Source organism: Brevundimonas sp. TSRC1-1 (assembly GCF_049898245.1).
Taxonomy (GTDB): Bacteria; Pseudomonadota; Alphaproteobacteria; order Caulobacterales; family Caulobacteraceae; genus Brevundimonas; species Brevundimonas mediterranea_A.
Genome location: NZ_JAFCXI010000001.1, coordinates 551,581 through 568,346, shown reverse-complemented (window position 1 = coordinate 568,346; position 16,766 = coordinate 551,581). Strand labels below are relative to the sequence as shown.

At 65.9% G+C, this 16,766-nt stretch carries 20 protein-coding genes; 15 read left to right on the top strand and 5 right to left on the bottom strand.

From position 1 onward, the window contains the following. Positions 1-7: 7 nt before the first annotated feature. The 3 genes from ACP7CK_RS02855 to ACP7CK_RS02845 form a co-directional block, all read right to left on the bottom strand. Positions 8-145, bottom strand: coding sequence for a hypothetical protein (locus tag ACP7CK_RS02855; RefSeq protein ID WP_219354443.1), 138 nt, complete (start codon positions 143-145; stop codon positions 8-10). Positions 146-201: 56 nt separating this feature from the next. Beyond that, positions 202-444: a hypothetical protein gene (locus ACP7CK_RS02850; RefSeq protein ID WP_219354444.1), complete on the bottom strand. Its 243-nt coding sequence runs from the start codon at positions 442-444 to the stop codon at positions 202-204. An 88-nt stretch (positions 445-532) separates the two neighbouring features. After that, positions 533-1,129, bottom strand: a complete 597-nt coding sequence (locus tag ACP7CK_RS02845) for a GntR family transcriptional regulator (RefSeq protein ID WP_426025063.1) — start codon at positions 1,127-1,129, stop codon at positions 533-535. Between the two features lie 265 nt (positions 1,130-1,394). On the opposite strand from ACP7CK_RS02845, the gene ACP7CK_RS02840 reads away from it, so the two are divergent. The 15 genes from ACP7CK_RS02840 to ACP7CK_RS02770 all read left to right on the top strand — a co-directional run bounded on the left by ACP7CK_RS02840 (position 1,395) and on the right by ACP7CK_RS02770 (position 14,324). Then, positions 1,395-1,877, top strand: a complete 483-nt coding sequence (locus ACP7CK_RS02840; RefSeq protein ID WP_114816366.1) for a helix-turn-helix domain-containing protein — start codon at positions 1,395-1,397, stop codon at positions 1,875-1,877. Between the two features lie 84 nt (positions 1,878-1,961). Next, positions 1,962-2,231 (top strand): helix-turn-helix domain-containing protein, encoded by a 270-nt coding sequence (locus tag ACP7CK_RS02835; protein ID WP_219354447.1) that lies wholly within the window; start codon positions 1,962-1,964, stop codon positions 2,229-2,231. Between the two features lie 76 nt (positions 2,232-2,307). Further along, entirely contained in the window at positions 2,308-2,946 is a 639-nt protein-coding gene (locus ACP7CK_RS02830; RefSeq protein WP_219354448.1) for a lytic transglycosylase domain-containing protein, read from the top strand. Then, on the top strand, positions 2,943-3,242 hold the full coding sequence (locus ACP7CK_RS02825) for a TrbC/VirB2 family protein (RefSeq protein WP_114816369.1): 300 nt from the start codon (positions 2,943-2,945) through the stop codon (positions 3,240-3,242). The genes ACP7CK_RS02830 and ACP7CK_RS02825 overlap by 4 nt, the downstream gene beginning before the upstream one ends. Beyond that, positions 3,242-3,421: a hypothetical protein gene (locus tag ACP7CK_RS02820; protein ID WP_114816370.1), complete on the top strand. Its 180-nt coding sequence runs from the start codon at positions 3,242-3,244 to the stop codon at positions 3,419-3,421. Before ACP7CK_RS02825 ends, ACP7CK_RS02820 begins: the two co-directional genes overlap by 1 nt. Further along, complete coding sequence (locus ACP7CK_RS02815) at positions 3,414-3,749, top strand: type IV secretion system protein VirB3 (RefSeq protein WP_114816371.1); 336 nt, start codon at positions 3,414-3,416, stop codon at positions 3,747-3,749. The genes ACP7CK_RS02820 and ACP7CK_RS02815 overlap by 8 nt, the downstream gene beginning before the upstream one ends. Next, positions 3,742-6,117 (top strand): VirB4 family type IV secretion/conjugal transfer ATPase, encoded by a 2,376-nt coding sequence (locus ACP7CK_RS02810; RefSeq protein WP_219354449.1) that lies wholly within the window; start codon positions 3,742-3,744, stop codon positions 6,115-6,117. The genes ACP7CK_RS02815 and ACP7CK_RS02810 overlap by 8 nt, the downstream gene beginning before the upstream one ends. Then, the gene (locus ACP7CK_RS02805; protein ID WP_219354450.1) at positions 6,114-6,818 is read left to right on the top strand and encodes a type IV secretion system protein; all 705 of its coding nucleotides are present in this window, start codon (positions 6,114-6,116) and stop codon (positions 6,816-6,818) included. Before ACP7CK_RS02810 ends, ACP7CK_RS02805 begins: the two co-directional genes overlap by 4 nt. Positions 6,819-7,036: 218 nt before the next feature. Continuing rightward, complete coding sequence (locus ACP7CK_RS02800) at positions 7,037-7,960, top strand: type IV secretion system protein (protein WP_244999707.1); 924 nt, start codon at positions 7,037-7,039, stop codon at positions 7,958-7,960. Positions 7,961-8,183: 223 nt separating this feature from the next. Next, positions 8,184-8,867, top strand: coding sequence for a virB8 family protein (locus ACP7CK_RS02795; protein WP_219354451.1), 684 nt, complete (start codon positions 8,184-8,186; stop codon positions 8,865-8,867). Beyond that, positions 8,864-9,691 carry a TrbG/VirB9 family P-type conjugative transfer protein gene (locus tag ACP7CK_RS02790; RefSeq protein ID WP_219354452.1) on the top strand — a complete coding sequence of 276 codons (828 nt, stop codon included), beginning with the start codon at positions 8,864-8,866 and terminating at the stop codon, positions 9,689-9,691. Before ACP7CK_RS02795 ends, ACP7CK_RS02790 begins: the two co-directional genes overlap by 4 nt. After that, positions 9,688-10,845 carry a type IV secretion system protein VirB10 gene (gene virB10 / locus ACP7CK_RS02785; RefSeq protein WP_219354453.1) on the top strand — a complete coding sequence of 386 codons (1,158 nt, stop codon included), beginning with the start codon at positions 9,688-9,690 and terminating at the stop codon, positions 10,843-10,845. Before ACP7CK_RS02790 ends, virB10 begins: the two co-directional genes overlap by 4 nt. Beyond that, positions 10,845-11,852 (top strand): P-type DNA transfer ATPase VirB11, encoded by a 1,008-nt coding sequence (gene virB11 / locus ACP7CK_RS02780; protein ID WP_219354454.1) that lies wholly within the window; start codon positions 10,845-10,847, stop codon positions 11,850-11,852. The genes virB10 and virB11 overlap by 1 nt, the downstream gene beginning before the upstream one ends. Then, a complete protein-coding gene (locus ACP7CK_RS02775; protein ID WP_426025062.1) occupies positions 11,818-13,680 on the top strand; it encodes a type IV secretory system conjugative DNA transfer family protein in 1,863 nt (620 codons plus the stop codon). The genes virB11 and ACP7CK_RS02775 overlap by 35 nt, the downstream gene beginning before the upstream one ends. Beyond that, entirely contained in the window at positions 13,677-14,324 is a 648-nt protein-coding gene (locus tag ACP7CK_RS02770; protein WP_426025061.1) for an LPD7 domain-containing protein, read from the top strand. The genes ACP7CK_RS02775 and ACP7CK_RS02770 overlap by 4 nt, the downstream gene beginning before the upstream one ends. A 78-nt stretch (positions 14,325-14,402) precedes the next feature. Here ACP7CK_RS02770 and ACP7CK_RS02765 read toward each other — a convergent pair whose 3' ends face one another. Together ACP7CK_RS02765 and ACP7CK_RS02760 are read right to left on the bottom strand one after the other, a co-directional pair. Then, positions 14,403-15,386, bottom strand: coding sequence for a hypothetical protein (locus ACP7CK_RS02765; RefSeq protein WP_426025060.1), 984 nt, complete (start codon positions 15,384-15,386; stop codon positions 14,403-14,405). After that, positions 15,386-16,648, bottom strand: a complete 1,263-nt coding sequence (locus ACP7CK_RS02760; protein WP_426025059.1) for a KAP family P-loop NTPase fold protein — start codon at positions 16,646-16,648, stop codon at positions 15,386-15,388. The genes ACP7CK_RS02765 and ACP7CK_RS02760 overlap by 1 nt, the downstream gene beginning before the upstream one ends. Positions 16,649-16,766: the final 118 nt, after the last annotated feature.

The following is a 16,766-nucleotide window of genomic DNA, read 5'->3' as shown; positions in this document are numbered from 1 at the left end:
TGCGCACTCACTGGACCCGTGCCCGAAAGCCGGTCGGCGTGGTGTAGAAATAGGGCGGGATCAGTTCGATACGGTCCCCGAAATCACAGGCGCGAGTCATCCGGCGAACAGAGCCGCAAACGATGAGGTAGAGGGCGGTTTTCATGGGTCTCTCCATGAGCAAACGGAGCCACTGGCGGCGCCGGCGGCTCCGCCGGCTGCTCAGCTGAGGCGGACTTCCGCCGTGGTGTAGCGAAGCTCAGGAACGAGCTCGGCCCGCTTGCCGTCCTCGACTGCCCGGGTTTCTTCCCGGGCTGAGCCCAACTGAGTGACCTCCAGTCCCACACCGGCCGGGGTGTAGAACCCGCCGCCGATAAGCTCCATGTGGGTTCCCTCGTCGTATGCACGGGTTTCGCGCCGCGCGGAGCCCAGAGCGAACAGGCTCGACATTGACGTTTTCAGCATGACTTACCTCCTTCATCCAGACGGAATGTCCGGTCACAACAAGAGGGTCCTCAAACATCGTATTTTCAAACTATATTTGGAATATACTTCAAGCTGATTGTCTCATCACTTTCTCAAGAGACGCCGAAAGGGCGATCCTTTGTTCGTGATACTCGTCGAGATTTTCCGCCACAGCGTCCCACCGCCCCTCTCGCCGAAGACTTTCAAGACGCAGGACGCTGTCCAAACCGGTGTCTTGCAGCAGAACTTCGATCCGGCGGATCGGCCTGAGTTGGAGACGAATCCGGCGGTAGGCGTCGAGCACCGCACTGTTACCGCCTCTATCGGCAAGCCAATCAAACACGCCTTCGATCCGCAGTACCTCGTCTACCGGCGACTCCATGGGCGCCACCTCTTGCGGAACATCGGTCGTCGCGGACCACAGAAGGAACTGACGGTGAAGCTCGTATAACCCAGCAATATCAGCCGCCGTTGGGCTAGGCGCGAAATAACCTCGGCCCGGTCGATGCTCGATTATCCCTTCACCGGCGAGGTGGGCGAGGGCCTCGCGGACGGGCGTCGGGCTGAGGCCGAGTTCGGTGGCCAGGCTGGTGGCCACGAGCGGATGCCCCCAACCGAACCGCCCGGCTGCGGCATACCCTGCCAAGGCGGTTCGGGCCACGGCGAACTGGTCCCGCTCGCGCATCACAGGCCCCCCAGCCGCGGCGCATGGCCATTGGTTCGTCCGTTCACCACCGACGCCACCCACTCCATCGACAGATTATAAGCAGCCAAGAACCGGCCAACAGTTTTCATACGATAACCGCCTGTTCTTTGCGCACCTTGCGCAAGACTTGGGACACCGTGAGCTTCCCGTCTTTCATTTGATGCTCAACTGCCGCATTTTTCAACCACCGGGAGTAAGGCGTCGAGAATCGCGTTGACCTCCACAACCCGAGGCAGCCGAGCATATGGAAAGCGATCGTCCGCGCTCTCAAAACGAAATCCTGGCTGCGGCCCTGCGGTTGATCCGCCTGCATCGACGGATGAAACCGGCCGAGGTCGCCGACGCCATGGGCATGGCCAAGCGGTCCTACGAACACTTCGAGGCCGGGAAGGGAAAGATCAATCTCGAGCGGATCCACCGGTTCGCCGAGGCCACGGACAGTGATCCCTACGCCATCATCGACTGTATGGCGCTCGGCTCCCCCGAGTTCGCCGTTCGCTGCGCGGACAACAAGGCGATGCTCGCGCTGCGGGTTGTCACACAGGAGTTCGACGAGGACGTGGGCGATGCGATCATGGAACTCGACACGCGCTCGATCATCAACGCCTTCACGCGCACCCTGAAGGACCTTGGGATGCAGGCCGTGAGACGTGATGACGCGGCCAAGGCCTGGCTCGATGAGCGGATCGGACGGCTGGTCACGCCCTCGAAGGACGAGGACGAGTGACCGGGGTTCGTCTCACACCGTAAGTTCGCTGCGTGAACCTTGCGGTATTGCCGCAAGTTCGAAACCGGGTCTGGCTTGAGTCCCATGACCCAGTCGCTTTCCAGATCGTCCGGTGGAGGTCGTCTCGCGCTCGCCGCCCGCCTGTCTGAACGGCAGTCAGACTGTCTGCGCCTCGCCGCCCAAGGCCTACCGTCCCGCGAGATCGGACGTCGCCTCAGCCTCTCCTCCCGCACGGTCGACGACCATATCCTGCTCGCCTGCAGGACGCTGGGTGTCAGAACCCGCGTCCAGGCCGTAGCCCGGCTTGTCGGAGACGACCGCCGCGAAAGCGAGCCGCGCACCTTCGCCCCGTAGGTCTGCGGTGGCGCCCTGACGGATCGATTGGGCGCTGCCGATGGGGTCTGCTGACGGCTCTTAACGGAGCCCTGCCTTGCTCGATCTCGCCCTCGTCCTCGCCCTTTCCGCCCAGTGCGCACCCGGGGTCTCGCCGCAGACCCTGGCCGCGATCGCCCATACGGAGAGCCGCTTCAATCCCCTGGCGATCGGCGTCAATCGCGGCGCCGCCGTGCGTCAGCCCAGGACCCGCGAGGAAGCGGCACGGGTCGCGCGCCGCCTGATCGCCTCGGGCGCCAACATCGATCTCGGTCTCGCTCAGATCAACTCCGGCAATCTCGGATGGCTGCGTCTGAGTGTAGAGGACGCCTTCGACCCCTGCCGCAACCTGACCGCGGCAGGGACCGTGCTGCGCGCCGGCTTCGATCATGCATCGACGGCCTTTGACCGCCAACAGGCCCTGCGCGTGGCCCTGTCCCGATACAACACCGGTCATCCCGATCGCGGCTTTCGCAACGGCTATGTCGCGCGCGTCGAAGCGTCCGCGGCGCGCCTGGGCCTGGCCGTCTCCGCGCCGCCGCTCACCGAAGCCGCATCAGGCTCGCTCCCCGATCAGGTGGCGCCAGACCCCGTCGCGCCACCCGCCGCCTGGGACGTGTTCGCGCACGCCACCGCCAGCGCCGTCGTCCTCTTCGCCCCCGCCTCACAGACCCAGACCTGGAGCGTCAACCCGTGACCCTGTCCCCCATTCGACGCCGCCAATGCGCGGTCGGAGCGATCGCCCTGGCGACCACCCTGATGTCGGTGCAGCCCGCCTTCGCCCAGGCCAATGTCGAGGGCCTGCTGCAGAATGTCGTCGACATGCTGACCGGCAACACGGCCAGGCTGTTGGCCATCCTGGCGGTCGTCATCGTCGGCATCCTGTGGATGTTCGGCCTGTTCGATCTGCGGCGCGCCGCCATCGTCATTCTCGGCATCGTCGTGGTCTTCGGCGCCGCCGAGATCGTCGGCCTGATCACGGGCGGCGCCTGATGGCCCGGGCCGACGCCTGTCTGATCGTCGCGGGGATCGCCGGCGGGCTTGCGCTGACGCTGATGCTCGGCGTCCGGCTGATCTCGCCGGCACGCTACGCCCAGGCTCTGGGCGGTGGTCTGGTCGGTCTCGCCGTGGCGAAAGCCGCCCTGGCCCTGAGCGGGGCGGACCATGGCTGAGGAACGACTGATCGAAGAGCCCCTGTTCCTAGCCTGCACCCGGCCGGCGATGATCCTGGGCGTGCCCATGGAGGCCATGGGCGTCAACGTCATGATCTCGGGCCTGGCCTTTCTCGTCGGCGGCAGCCTGCTCTATCTGCTGATCGCGCCGGCCCTGCATCTGGTCTTTCGCGCGATCTGCAAGGTGGACCACAACGCCTTCAGGCTTCTGCTGGTCTTCGTCGACACCAAGGGCCGGTCCCGCAACGGCGCCCTGTGGGGCGGCAGCTCGGCGACACCCCTCCCCCTGGTCCGGCGTTACAGCGCAAGGGAGCTGCTCCGTGGCTGAGCTCCGTCTCTCGCCGTCGCGCCTGCGCAGGGAGGGCGACGCCCTGGCCGGCCTGCCCTATGCGCGCCACGCCTCGGACCACATCGTCACGCTCGATAGCGGGGCGCTGATGGTTGCCTTCCAACTTCAGGGCGCGGCATTCGAGACCGCCGACCCGCGCGATCTGAACGACTGGCACGTCAAGCTCAACCAGACCTGGCGCAACCTGGCTGACGATCGGTTGGCGGTCTGGCACCACATCGTCCGGCGCGAGGTCCAGCCCGAGGTCATGGGCGGGTTCCGCTCCGACTTCGCACGCGATCTGAGCCAGGCCTACGAAGCGCGGCTCGGAGGCCGGCGGCTGTTCGTCAACGAACTCTTTGTCAGCGTGGTGCTCCATCCCGGCCGTGATCCCGGCGATCGCGCTGCGGCGCTCATGCGTCGCCTGCAGACAGCCCGCCGTCAGGACACGGAGGTCGCCCCCGAACAGATCAAGCGGCTCGAGGACGCCGCGCGCGATCTTGAGCAGTATCTCGGCCGCTATGCGCCGCGCCGCCTTGGCCTGTACCAACACGGAGACATCTGGTGCTCCGAACCGATGGAGCTGGTTCGGCTCGTCCTCACCGGCCGGCCGGGACGCGTCCCCATCGTCTACGGCCATCTCGGATCCGCGGTTCATACGGTGAGGGTCATCTTCGGACGCGAAAGCCTGGAGCTTCGGGACGTCGACGCAGGCCGTTACGCCGGCGTTCTCGCCATCAAGGAATATCCGGCCTCAACCCGGCCCGGACTGTGGAACCCGCTGCTGAGCGCCCCCTTCGGGTTCGTCATGACCCAGTCCTTCGCCTTCCTGTCCAAGGCGGCCGGGCGATCGGTGATGGAGCGCAAGCAGAACCAGATGGTCTCCGCGCGTGACCGCGCCGCTTCCCAGATCGACGGCCTTTCGGACGCGCTGGACGATCTGGTCAGCAACCGGTTCGTGCTCGGCGAACACCAGGCGTCCGTCCTGGTCTACGGCGACACGCCCGCCGCCCTGGCCGACCACCTTTCGAAGGCGCGAGCGCATCTGGCTGACTCCGGCCTGGTCGTCGCCCGCGAGGACCTCGGCCTCGAGGCCGCTTTCTGGTCCCAGTTCCCTGGCGGCTTCGCGCGGCGCACGCGTCCGGCCGCGATCACCTCCCGCAACTTCGCCGCTCTCGCGCCTTTCCACGCCTATCCCGTCGGAAAGCCACAGGGCAATCACTGGGGATCGGCGGTGGCGACGCTGCGCACCACAGCCGGATCCCCTTTCTACTTCAACTTCCACGTCGGCGATCTCGGCCACACCTTCATCTGCGGCCCCTCCGGGTCGGGCAAGACGGTCGTCCAGAACTTCATGCTGGCGCAGCTGGAGCGGTTCGACGCCCAGCAGCTGTTCATCGACAAGGACCGGGGCGCCGAGATCTTCGTTCGGGCCTGCGGCGGCACCTATCTGGCTCTGCGCAACGGCGTGCCCACGGGGTTCGCGCCCTTCAAGGCGTTGGAGCCGTCACCCGCCAATCGCGCCTTCCTCAGCCGGCTCGTGCGGACCCTGGTCGCCCGACCGAACGAGACCCTGTCGGTCCCGGAAGCGCGCGCCATCGACGAAGCGGTCGCCGCGCTTGAGGCCCTCCCGCGCGAGCGACGCTCCCTTTCAGCGCTGCGCAGCCTGCTCGGTCAATCGGACGTGGGCGGCGTGGGGGCGCGGCTGGAACGCTGGGTCCGGGGCGGGCCGCTTGGCTGGGCTCTGGACGGCGACGACGACGCCTTGTCGCTCGACGCCCGCTTCGCCGGTTTCGACATGACCGATGTGCTGGACCACCCCGAGGTCCGCACGCCGATGATGCTCTACCTCTTTCACCGGATCGCCCAGCGGGTGGATGGGCGCCGGCTCGTCCTCGACATCGACGAGTTCTGGAAGGTGCTGGGCGACGCCGCCTTCACCGACCTGGCCCAGGACGGCCTCAAGACCTGGCGCAAGCAGAACGCCCTGATGGTGTTCGGCACCCAGTCCCCGGCCGACGCGCTGCGCTCGCCGATCGCCCACACCATCCTCGAACAGTGCGCGACCAAGATCTTCCTGCCGAACGCTCACGGCCAGGCCCGCGACTACGTCGAAGGCTTCGGCCTGAGCGAGGAGGAGTTCCGGCTGATCCGGGACGAGCTGACGCCGGAGTCTCACCGCTTCCTGGTCAAACAGGGTCACGACAGCGTGGTCGTGGAGCTTGATCTCAAAGGCCTCGACGAAGCGCTGGCCGTCCTGTCCGGACGATCCGAAACCGTCGCCCTTCTTGACCGGCTGAGAGCCGAGACCGGGGACGACTACGCCGACTGGCGGGGCCCCTTCCATTCCCAGAGGAGACTGACATGAGACGCTCCATCCTTTCGATCGCCGTCGCGCTGGCCGCGATGACCGCTGTTCCGGCCCACGCCCAGCAGGTTGTTTACGACCCCACGTCCTTTGCCCAGATGGTCAAGGATGCGCGCACTGCCATCGAACAGCTCGACAGCCTGAAGGCCCAGGTCCAGCAGGGCGAGGAACTCTTCGCCAGCCTCAACGACCTGTCCGACGTCAATGCGATCGCCGAGCGGCTGGGTCTGCCGGAGATCCGCAATCCGCTGCCGGACATGGCGACGCTCCGGTCGGCGGCCGACGGGAATCTGTCGGCGCTCGGCGAACTGGCGGAGCGGGCCGACGCGATCCGCCGCGAGACCCGCGTCTATACGCCTGACGCGCCGTCCGCCGCCGCCGAGGCCCTGGAGCGGTCCGGCGCGCGGACGGCCCGTGACCTGGCGATCGGCGAGACTGTCGACCGGGCGGCGACCGATCGTCTCGAAGGCCTGGAGACGCTGCGTCGCGCGCTCGACACCGCGCCGAACGCGCGGGCCGTTATGGACCTGAACGCCCGGCTCGCGGCGGAACAGGCCCTGATCCAGAACGAACAGGTCCGGCTGCAGGGCCTGGCCCTGACCCAGGCCGCCGAAGCCCGTCTTGAGGACCAGCGGGCACGGGAGCGGATCGCCGCGGAACGGTCGGCCCGTATGGACGCCTACCGTCAGGCCTTTCAATGAAGGGCGCCCTGGTCCTGCTGGGCCTGCTCGCGGGTTGCAACGAGCCAGAGGCTCACAGAGCTGAGCCGCGCCTGGATCGCGCTGCCCTCGAGGCGACTGTCGAGGACTGCGAACGCGGCGCCCGCCGGCAAGGCTGTGACGCCGCGCATGCCCGGCTCGCCCAGGCTCGCCGCGCTGACCGCATGGCCGCCTACCGGCAAGGCTTTTAGGAGGTCGCGATGTCGCTTCAGGTCTTCGAGCCGGCCTACACCTTCCTCGACGAGAGGCTGAGCGCCTTCCTCGGGGACCGGCTGGGCGCGGTGATCGCCGAGGTCGAAGGCCCGCTGCGCATCGCCCTGGTTCTCTACATCGTCCTCTATGGCTTCGCGATCTTCCGGGGCGCCATCAGCGAACCGGTCATGGATTTCGCGATCCGCGCGATCAAACTGCTGTTCATCTATGTGCTGGCCACGACCCCGGCCTATTCGGACTTCGTCACCGAGCCGCTGTTCCGCGACCTGCCGAACCTTCTGACGCGTGCCATCAGCGGCGCGGAGACGCCGAACGTCGGCGCCGCCTTTGACCAGTTCCTCGCCTACGCCGGCTATCTCGGAGAGAAGATCGGCAGCGAGGGTTCGGCCTTCGACCTGTCCCCCTACATCGTCGCCGCGGTCGTCTTCATCGTCGGCGCCCTGGCCTGCGCCCTCGGCTTCGGCGTCGTTCTCGTCGCCAAACTGGCGCTCGCCCTTCTGGTCACCCTCGGGCCCATCTTCATCGCCTGCGCCCTGTTCGACGCAACGCGGCGCTTCTTCTTCGGCTGGCTGTCCCAGGCGGTGAACTACCTGGTACTGTTCGCCCTGATCATCACCATCTTCCAGCTCGTCCTGTCGCTGGTCCGGGATCAGTGGGGCGCGATCGAGGGCGGCGACCCGATGGTCGGCGGCCTGATCTTCATCGCCCTCTGTTTGCTCGGCGCGATCTTCTTCCTGCAGACGCCCGCGATCGCGGCCGGCATCGCCGGCGGCGCCAGCGCCGGGCTCGCCGACTTCGCCAACGCCGCTTCCCTGGGATCCAGCCCCAGCGCCGTCGCGCGGGGTCCTCTCGAGGCCAGCCGTCAACCGCCGCGCGGCGGCGGATCCATCCGTCCCACAGGAGCCCGCTAATGCCCTCTTTGCGAACATCGTCCCGCGTCGTGTCGATCGCCTTGGCGGTCCAGGCCCTGTCCGCCTGCGCCACCTTCCGGACCGCCGATCCGCCGGTCTGCGACGGCCGCCATCGTCGACCCGCCAATCCTTACGGCTCGTTCCTCTCCCCGGCGGCGCCAAACGTGCTCACGCCCGCGGCAGACGCGTCTTCGTCCATCCATCCTGGCGCGGGAGGCTGCGCATGACCGGCGTCCCCTCCTCCGATCTGAAGGCCTATTTCGCAGAGGCGCGGCGATGGGATCAGGATCGGCTCAGCGCCGCCATACGCTCGCGCCGGCTGGCCTGGACCGTGGCGGCTGTGGCCGCCGGCCTCACCGTCGTCGCCGTCGCGGCGGTGGCGGTGCTGACCCCGCTCAAGACCACCGAACCCTTCGTCGTGCGGGTCGACCAGACCACCGGCGCGGTCGATGTGGTGCGGGGTCTGTCCTCGGCCGAAGGCCCGGCCACCTATGACGAGGCCGTCAGCAAGTACTTCCTCGGCCAGTACGTCCGCGCCCGAGAGGGCTATCTCGACCCCGCCGCCGAGGAAAGCTTTGCCCTGGTCTCGATCCTGTCGGGCGCGACGGAGCAACGCCGCTGGGCCGACCTCTATCGCGGCTCCAACCCGGCCAGTCCCCAGAATCTCTACGGACCCGAGGCGGAGGCCGTGATCGCGATCCGCGCCATTGGCTTCATCAACGAAGGCGTCGCCAATGTGCGCTTCCACCGCTCGGTGCGTCAGGCCCAGCAGATTGTCGAAAGCGATTGGATCGCCACCATCGCCTTCACCTATACGCGCGCGCCGATGTCGGAGCCGGATCGCCTGCGCAATCCGCTCGGGTTCCAGGTGACCTCGTACCGCGCCGATCCGGAGGTGGTCCGATGAGAAGTCAGTTGATCGTCCTGGCCGTCGGCCTTGCGCTGATGACGTCGGGACCGGCCAGGGCCGAAGAGCGCGACGCCCGGATGGTCGAGGTCGACTACGCCCCGGGCGCCGTCTACCGCATCTCCGGGGCCTTCCGCACCGCCACCCAGGTCGTGTTCGGTCCGGACGAAGCCATCCGCCATGTCGCGATCGGCGACAGCGTCAGCTGGGAGGTCGCGGCCGAGGGTTCCGTCCTCTTCCTCAAACCCCGCGAACGCCTGCAGGCGACCAATCTGCTTGTGGTGACCGAACGTGGAGGCGCGGCGCGTCACTATGCGTTCGAACTGGCGGCGCGAGACGCCCGCGATCGATCCTCCATCGCCTACCAGATCCGGTTCCGCTACCCGGCCGACCTCCAGGCCGCGACCGTGGCGTCGCTGGACGCCGCCGCCGAGGCGATCAAAGACCGCGTGATCGATCTGACGCTCGATCAGGCGGCCCTCTCCGGCCCCCGTAACCTCGCCTACAGCGTCCAGGGCGCGTCGGACTTGCAGCCCAGCGAGGTCACCGACAACGGCCGCTTCACCGTGCTGAGGTTCCCGGCTAACCAGCCCCTTCCTTCGATCTTCGCTGTGTCCGCCGAGGGCGAGGAAAGCCTGGTCCCCTTCGATGTACGCGGCGAGTTCGTGGTCGTCCACGCGGTCGTCCCGGGCCTGCGGCTGCGCCGCGGTGCTTCGGTGCTGTGCATCTTCAACGAAGCCTACGACCCGCGCGGCGTCGCCACCGGGACCGGGACGGCCTCGCCGATGGTGGATCGAAGCGTGACGCAAGGAGTCCGACCATGACCGCCTCGCCTGAACCGAAAGACGACGCCGCGGCGGAACCCCGTCCTGAAGGCCAGGGTCTGCCGCCGACGACCGACCGGGGCATATCCCCCATCGCCGGCCGTTTCGGCGGCCGCGGGTCCAAGGTCGTCACCTTGGCCGCACTGGGGCTCGGCTGCGCGGTCTTCCTCTTCGCCACTTGGGATCGTGGCGAGGGGGGTAACCAGAAGGCAGCGGCGACCGAACCGGCCCGGCAGGTCGTTCCGTTCGAACCGGCACGCCGCGACACCGAGCCGCCCCTGCTGACGGATCAGCCTCTCGATCCCGACGCACCGGTCCTGACGTCGTCTGGCGAACAGGTGCCAGCGCTCGAGACCTCGCCCTCCCCTGCATCGAACGGCCCCTCGGCAGCCGAACGGCGCCAGACCCTGATCGACGAGGCGAGGCGTTCCCCGGTCCTCGCCTACAGCCGCCAAGGCTCCGGCGTCGCACCGACCGGCATCCTGACCGCTGCGGCCGTTGCGTCTGGGCCCCCTGCGCCGATCCAGGCGCGCGTCACGCCGCTCGACGGCTTGCGCGAGACCTCGCCTATCCGTGAGGCGCGCGCCCGCCAGTTGGGGGATCGCAACCTCTTGCTGACGGCGGGAGCCTCCATCCCCTGCATCCTCCAGACGGCGATGGACAGCGCGACCCCGGGGTTCGCCAGCTGCATCCTGCCACGCGACGTCTACTCCGAGAGCGGAACCGTAGTGTTGATGGAACGCGGCACCCGGGTGCTCGGCGAATACCAGGGCGGTCTGCAGCAGGGCCGCAATCGGCTCTTCGTCCTGTGGACCCGCGCCGTCACGCCTGCGGGCGTCACCGTGGGCCTGGCGTCTCCGGCCGCCGACGCCCTCGGGCGCGCAGGTTTCGACGGCCGCGTGGACACCCATTTCTGGGACCGGTTCGGCGGCGCCCTCCTGCTGTCGCTGGTGGACGACGGTCTCTACGCCGCCGTCGGGCGGGACGACGCCGTGCGCGAGACCGCGCGCCTTCCGTCGGACGCGGCCGGCGTCGCGTTGCAGAACTCGGTCGACATCCCCGCGACCCTGCGCAAACCCCAAGGCGCCGAGGTCTCTATTTTCGTGGCCCAGGACCTGAACTTCGCCGGTGTCTATCGGCTGAGCGCAAGGTGATGGACGACACCGCTGTCCTGGAGCACTACCTCGCGCCGCTGCGACCCCTGCTCGCACCAGACGACGTGACCGAACTGGTGATCAACCGCCCCGGCGAGGTCGGGATCGAACAGGGCGGCCGGTGGCGCTGGCATGAAGAGCCGCTGCTCACCGAGGCCTGGCTCAGGACGCTTGCCGTCGCCGCCGCCGCCTTCACCAAACAGGATGTCAGCGACGCCCGGCCGATCTGCTCGACGACCCTGCCCGGCGACGAACGATGCCAGATCGTTCTTCCGCCTGCAGCCCCGGCCGGCACGGTGTCCCTCACCATCCGTAAGCCCTCGCGCCGGCAGTTCGGTCTCGACGCATTTGCGACCGGGGGATTGTTCGATGCGGTCGTCGCGGCGGATGACGCGTCTGCCGATCCGATCGACGCCGAACTCCTCGCCCTGAAAAGATCGGGAGACTGGTCAGCCTTCTTCAAACTGGCCGTGGTCTCACGGCGCAACATCCTGGTCTCGGGCGCCACCGGCTCCGGCAAGACCACCTTCGCCAAAGGTCTGGTCGAGGCCATTCCCGACCATGAGAGGCTGCTGACGATCGAAGACACGCGCGAACTGGTCGTGCCCCACCGCAACGTCGTCCACCTGACCTATTCCAAGGAAGGCCAGGGCCTCGCGCAGGTCACCGCCAAATCCCTGCTCGAAAGCGCCCTCAGGATGCGGCCCGACCGCATCCTGTTGCAGGAACTGCGCGACGGCACGGCCTTCTTCTATCTTCGCAACGTCAACTCCGGCCACCCCGGCTCGATCACGACCGTCCACGCCGACAGCGCGTCCCTGGCCTTCGAGCAACTGACGCTGCTGGTCCGAGAATCCGAGGGGGGCCGCGATCTGCCGCGGGAAGACATTCGGGCCCTGCTGCTCCTGCTCGTCGATATCGTCGTCCAGATGCGCAAGACCGATGGCCGGTTCGGGGTGACGGAGGTCTGGCATGACCCGGTTCGAAAACGCCAGCCCGGCGGCTAGGCTCGCCCTCGCGCTGGCAGGCCTGGCCTGTCTCGCGGCGCTGGGATCGATCGGCGCCGTCCTGATCGCCTTGGCTGGATTGAACCGGCTGTCGCCCGATATCGACCTCACCCGCGTGCCGGCCTGGCTCTGGTACTACCGCCACGACCCTGATCTCCAACGCTGGCTTGGTATCGGGTCCCTGATCAGCGCCTTGCTTGTCGGGATCACAGGTGTCGCGGTGGCGCTGAGCCGGAAGCGCCCCCTGCACGGCGGAGCGCGCTGGGCCTCGAGCGCTGATCAGGCGGCGGCGAGTCTAAGGGCCCGCGAGGGTATTCTCCTCGGCCGCACCGCAACCGGCCTGCTCATCTCGGGCGGTGCCGACCACGTCATGCTCTACGCACCGACCAGAACGGGCAAGGGCGTGGGCGTCGTCATCCCCAATCTGCTGACCTGGCCCGGTTCGGTCGTCGTCTTGGATATCAAGCGCGAAAACTATGAGGCGACAGCGGGGTTCAGGGCTGCAGCGGGCCAACGTGTCCTGCTGTTCGATCCGCTGGCGCTCGACGGGCGCACCACGCGCTTCAACCCTCTCGGCCACATCGACCGCACGAATACCATCTCCGTCCTGGATGAACTCCAGCGGATGAGCGTGATGCTTTTTCCCGGCCACGACCATGCCGATCCCTTCTGGTCCGAAGCGGCCCGAACAGGCTTCATCGGGATCGGCGCCTATGTTGCTGAAACGCCTGATCTGCCGTTCTCACTCGGCGAGATCTTCCGCCAGCTGACCCGTAACGATGCCCGCACCCGCTTGCCGGACATTATCAAGGCGCGGGGCCAGACCGACGCGCCCCTGTCTGCGGGCTGTATCTCCGCCCTCTCAGACTTCTGCGGCTCGAGTGAGAACACCTTCGCCTCAATCCGCCAGACAATCACCAGCCGAATGGGCCTGTGGCTTAATCCGACGGTCGATGCGGCGACGGCTGCAAGCGATTTCGATCTGCGCGACCTTCGCCGGGGCCGCCTGTCGCTCTACCTCGGCGCCTCGCCAGACAACATGCTACGGATCGCACCGCTATACAGCCTGCTCTTTCAACTGTTGGTCGATCTCAACTCCCGCCGCCTCTTCGCCACAGGTGATCAACCGGTCCTCGTCCTTCTGGACGAGTTCGCCCGGCTTGGTCGGGCGCCAGTTCTGGCCCACGCCTTCTCCTATCTCGCAGGCTACGGGTTCCGGTTGCTCCCTGTCATTCAGAGCCCGTCTCAGCTCCGGGCGCTCTACGGTCCCGAAGGGGCCGACGAGATCATGACCAACTGCGGTGTCGAAGTCGTCTTCGCACCCAAAGAGCTGAAGGTCGCCCAAGAGCTCAGCGAGCGGCTTGGATATACGACTGTGACCTCCAAAAGTCGCAGTCGTCCGATAGGTCTGGGGTCGGGACGACGGAGCACCACGGCCTCAGACCAGCGCCGCGCCCTGATGCTCCCGCAAGAACTCATGCAGCTTCCGGCCGGGACTTTGATCATTCTCAAGGCCAGCGTTCCGCCGACGCGTGCGGAGAAAATCGTCTTCTACCGCGACAAGCGGTTCACCCGTCGACAGAGACCCGCGCCCCTCCAGAAACGCCTCTGCGAAACCGCCGTTGTGGGCGCCGGCACGATCCAAGTTGACCCCCGCCCCGCCATGGAGACATCCGACATGGACTACGACGCCATCGTTCGCCGGTTCGCGGCCGAAGGTTGCCCCCCGCCTGAACTGGGCGCGTCCGAGCAGGAGGTCGCGAACTGGCTTGACCGGATGATCGACGCGGCCGCCCGTCCAGACCTCGCCCGCGGAGCCGACCGATGAGGACGCCCACCCAAGCCGCCGGCTCGGTCACGTCTGATAACGCCGTCTCGCCATCACCTCAGAAGAGGACCGATGGTCGCTCCACCACCAAGGGCGAGATCCCGGCTTCGATCCTGGATCGATATCTGATCGAGCGCGACCGTCAGGGCCGTCCTGAACGCTTCTATCGCGATCATCGCGCCGCCGATCCGATGTTCAGGGACGAGGGCAAGCGACTCGTCACCCGGCAGGCGTATCCCGACGCGGTGGCCGATATGCTCAAGGTGGCTCAACACCGCGGTTGGATGCAGGTCCGGGTGTCTGGCGACGAGACCTTTCGCCGGGAGGCCTGGGTGCAGGGGCGAGCCTTGGGCCTCGACGTCAAGGGCTACCAACCGCGCGACCGGGACAGGCAGGCTGCGGGCGACAAGGTGAGAGAACCGCCGACGGGGCCCGATCGCTCGGCGGATCCATCCGCCATATCCGCCGAAAGGCACCTGAAGGAAGCGGCCATCGTGGTGCGTCGGCTGATCACTGATCCGGCCGCCCAGGGCCGGCTCATAGAGCACGCGTATCAGCGCGCCCGAGACATGATCCCGGGCCTACCTCGCCACCCTCATGCGGACCGCTTGCACGCCAGGGAAAGCGATCGGAGCCGGCGATAGGTAAGACCGACTTTGACTCACACCTGATCTTGAGAACGCCCGCTATCGGACGGCGACCTTGACGCCGCCGCCTCAGGATTACCAGTTCTTCGCTTCAGCCATCATCGCAATGATCCTCGCTCGTTTGGTCGCAAGCTCCTCATGCAAGCTCTTCTTCGCCAGACGACTCCAGCGGCGGTCGAACTGCTCATCACCAATGATGCCCGCAATCGCCTTCTGAGAGATGGTCCGGTACACGCCGCGATCTGACGAGACGACCACGCCTGCCATCGCTTCGAGAAAACTCAGGAAGGTTGCATCCGAGGTTCGCGGACCTGCAAGCCGCTGGATTACCTTGTCCACTACCTCCTTCAGCCACGGACTGTCCCTTAGCGTGTACATGACCGTGCCAAACCGGGGCAGGTCAAGAAGCTCGGGGGTAGCCATCGCTGATATGCGTTCGACCAGCGCGCTGGTGAAGGCTCTGACTTCCACGGGGTTCAGAAGGTGCAGTGTGTCCTCTCGCCGCCGATCACCTGCAAAGCCGTGGCCCCACATCTCATCGCGAGCAATGGCGCTACACATCCAAGCGATAGCTTTGCCCGATGCTGCAATCTCCAAGGCAACGTCGCCTAGCTTGAAGTCTGGCACTGAGGTATGGAAGGTCCGCAGGATGCGTTCCGTCTGCTGCCAAGTGTCGACGAACATCTCGCGCTTTGGGCGAGCGCGGTAATACTCATCCATGACATCGGCAAACACCCTGACAATGCCTAGCGCAGTCTCAGCGTCGAGAGAATGAGCCCGGGCTCCGATGCGCTCCATCGCAACATCGCCGTAATCCCCTCCCTCAAGGCGGTCAGTCAGAAACCATCGCTGAAACTGCTCGCTCGCCCTCGGGCTCCTCTCTCGGGCGGCTTGGAGGAAGAGGGCAAACTCTGACTCCTTAAGGTGTCTCGGCCCCACCATACCCTGCCTGTAGATCGCGTTGTATTGAGGACTAATAAAGCGCCGGTGGGCCTCCCATTCGCCCTTTTCCCCTTTGTCGCCGCCGAACAGCCACGATGCATTTTCGTCGTTTGCCATCAGTACGCACTCATCGCCGGGAGTAGAGAACGCAGGAGCGTTAGACGGTCAAACCGATGTTTGACCGTGGCGTTCAGGAGTTCGTCGAGCCGCTCTCGCAGCTTGAACGTCATATTGGTGGTTATGGTGGTAAACCTACGGGAGGCACGTAGGGCGAGGTAGTCGTCAACCCACGCGAGGAGCGGTCGGTCGAAGTTCTGAAGGCACAGGAAGACAAGGAAGTCCGACGCGTCAACATCCTCCGAGACTGATGGCCAAAGGGTCATTAGCGTATTCTGAACAATTCGGATGCGTCGAGGCGAGCTGAGGTACGTCCTGACCAAGGGATCGAGAACCTCGGCAAGCCGGTGTTGCTCTGAATCCTGCTGGTAGGGCGTACTAACCGTGCGTAGCGGCCGATTGATGATGCCCGCGGCTGAGCTCGTCCCGAGCAGCGCATTGGTCAACATCCGCCGGAGATCGACCGGCTCGGGTTCGGGCAGGAAGATTGGTACTTGGATGATTTTGTCGAGATAGGATCTGGCGACATCATCCCCTTGCCTGGCGTCAAGGTCGATAGGCTCGCGGTCGAACGCCACAATGTAGGTCGTGTTGGGAAAGTTCGCGACCGCTTTGATGAGCCGGAAGACTTCCCGGACCTCGGCCACTTCCAGCCGATCTACATCATCCACAATCACCAGCACTTTGCGATTGAGCAGGGCCAACCTCTCAGCGATCTCCCCACGGAGTTCTCCCAAGGTTTGATCAGTTGGTTTGAACGCTGCGGCGGTTGAGATGAAGAATCCCGTGATCGCCGCAACTTCCCTGAGACCCGGCAGATTCATCAGGTCCTTGAACCACGACAGATGAGGTGCGGTAGGGATCGCTTTCAGCTTCGCCGCCAAACGAGCGAACTGACGCATGCGTTGCGCTGCCTCCCGCCTGTTCTTCGCCTCTTCAAGGTCCCACCGGTGGGAATGTCGTTTCTCCCTCTTCGTGAGGCTTCCCGACAATTCGGCGAATAGCTCCTGAAGGAGTGCGTTTCGATCATCGATCAGCCAAGGCGAGAATGGGACCACGATAATCTGAGGGCTCGCCTCAAGCGTTTCGGTGAAAAAGTTCAAGAAGCTCGATTTGCCCATCCCCCACGGGCTTTGGAGCCCGATGACTAGGCCATCAGCGGGCTGAAAGGCGAGGATTTTGGCTGCCACCGTGTCGGCCACGGCAGCGAGGCCGAGCTCGTCCTTCTCACGATCAGTTAGAGCGCGGTCGGGGTGATACATCTGCTCTCAGCAATCGCTAGGGCGACCGCAGCGCGAAGATGCAGTCCGGATAGATTGCAACGTATCGAACGGTAAGAAACTCACAAGCGCAAAGGCTACGCTATTGATGTTGTCGGAA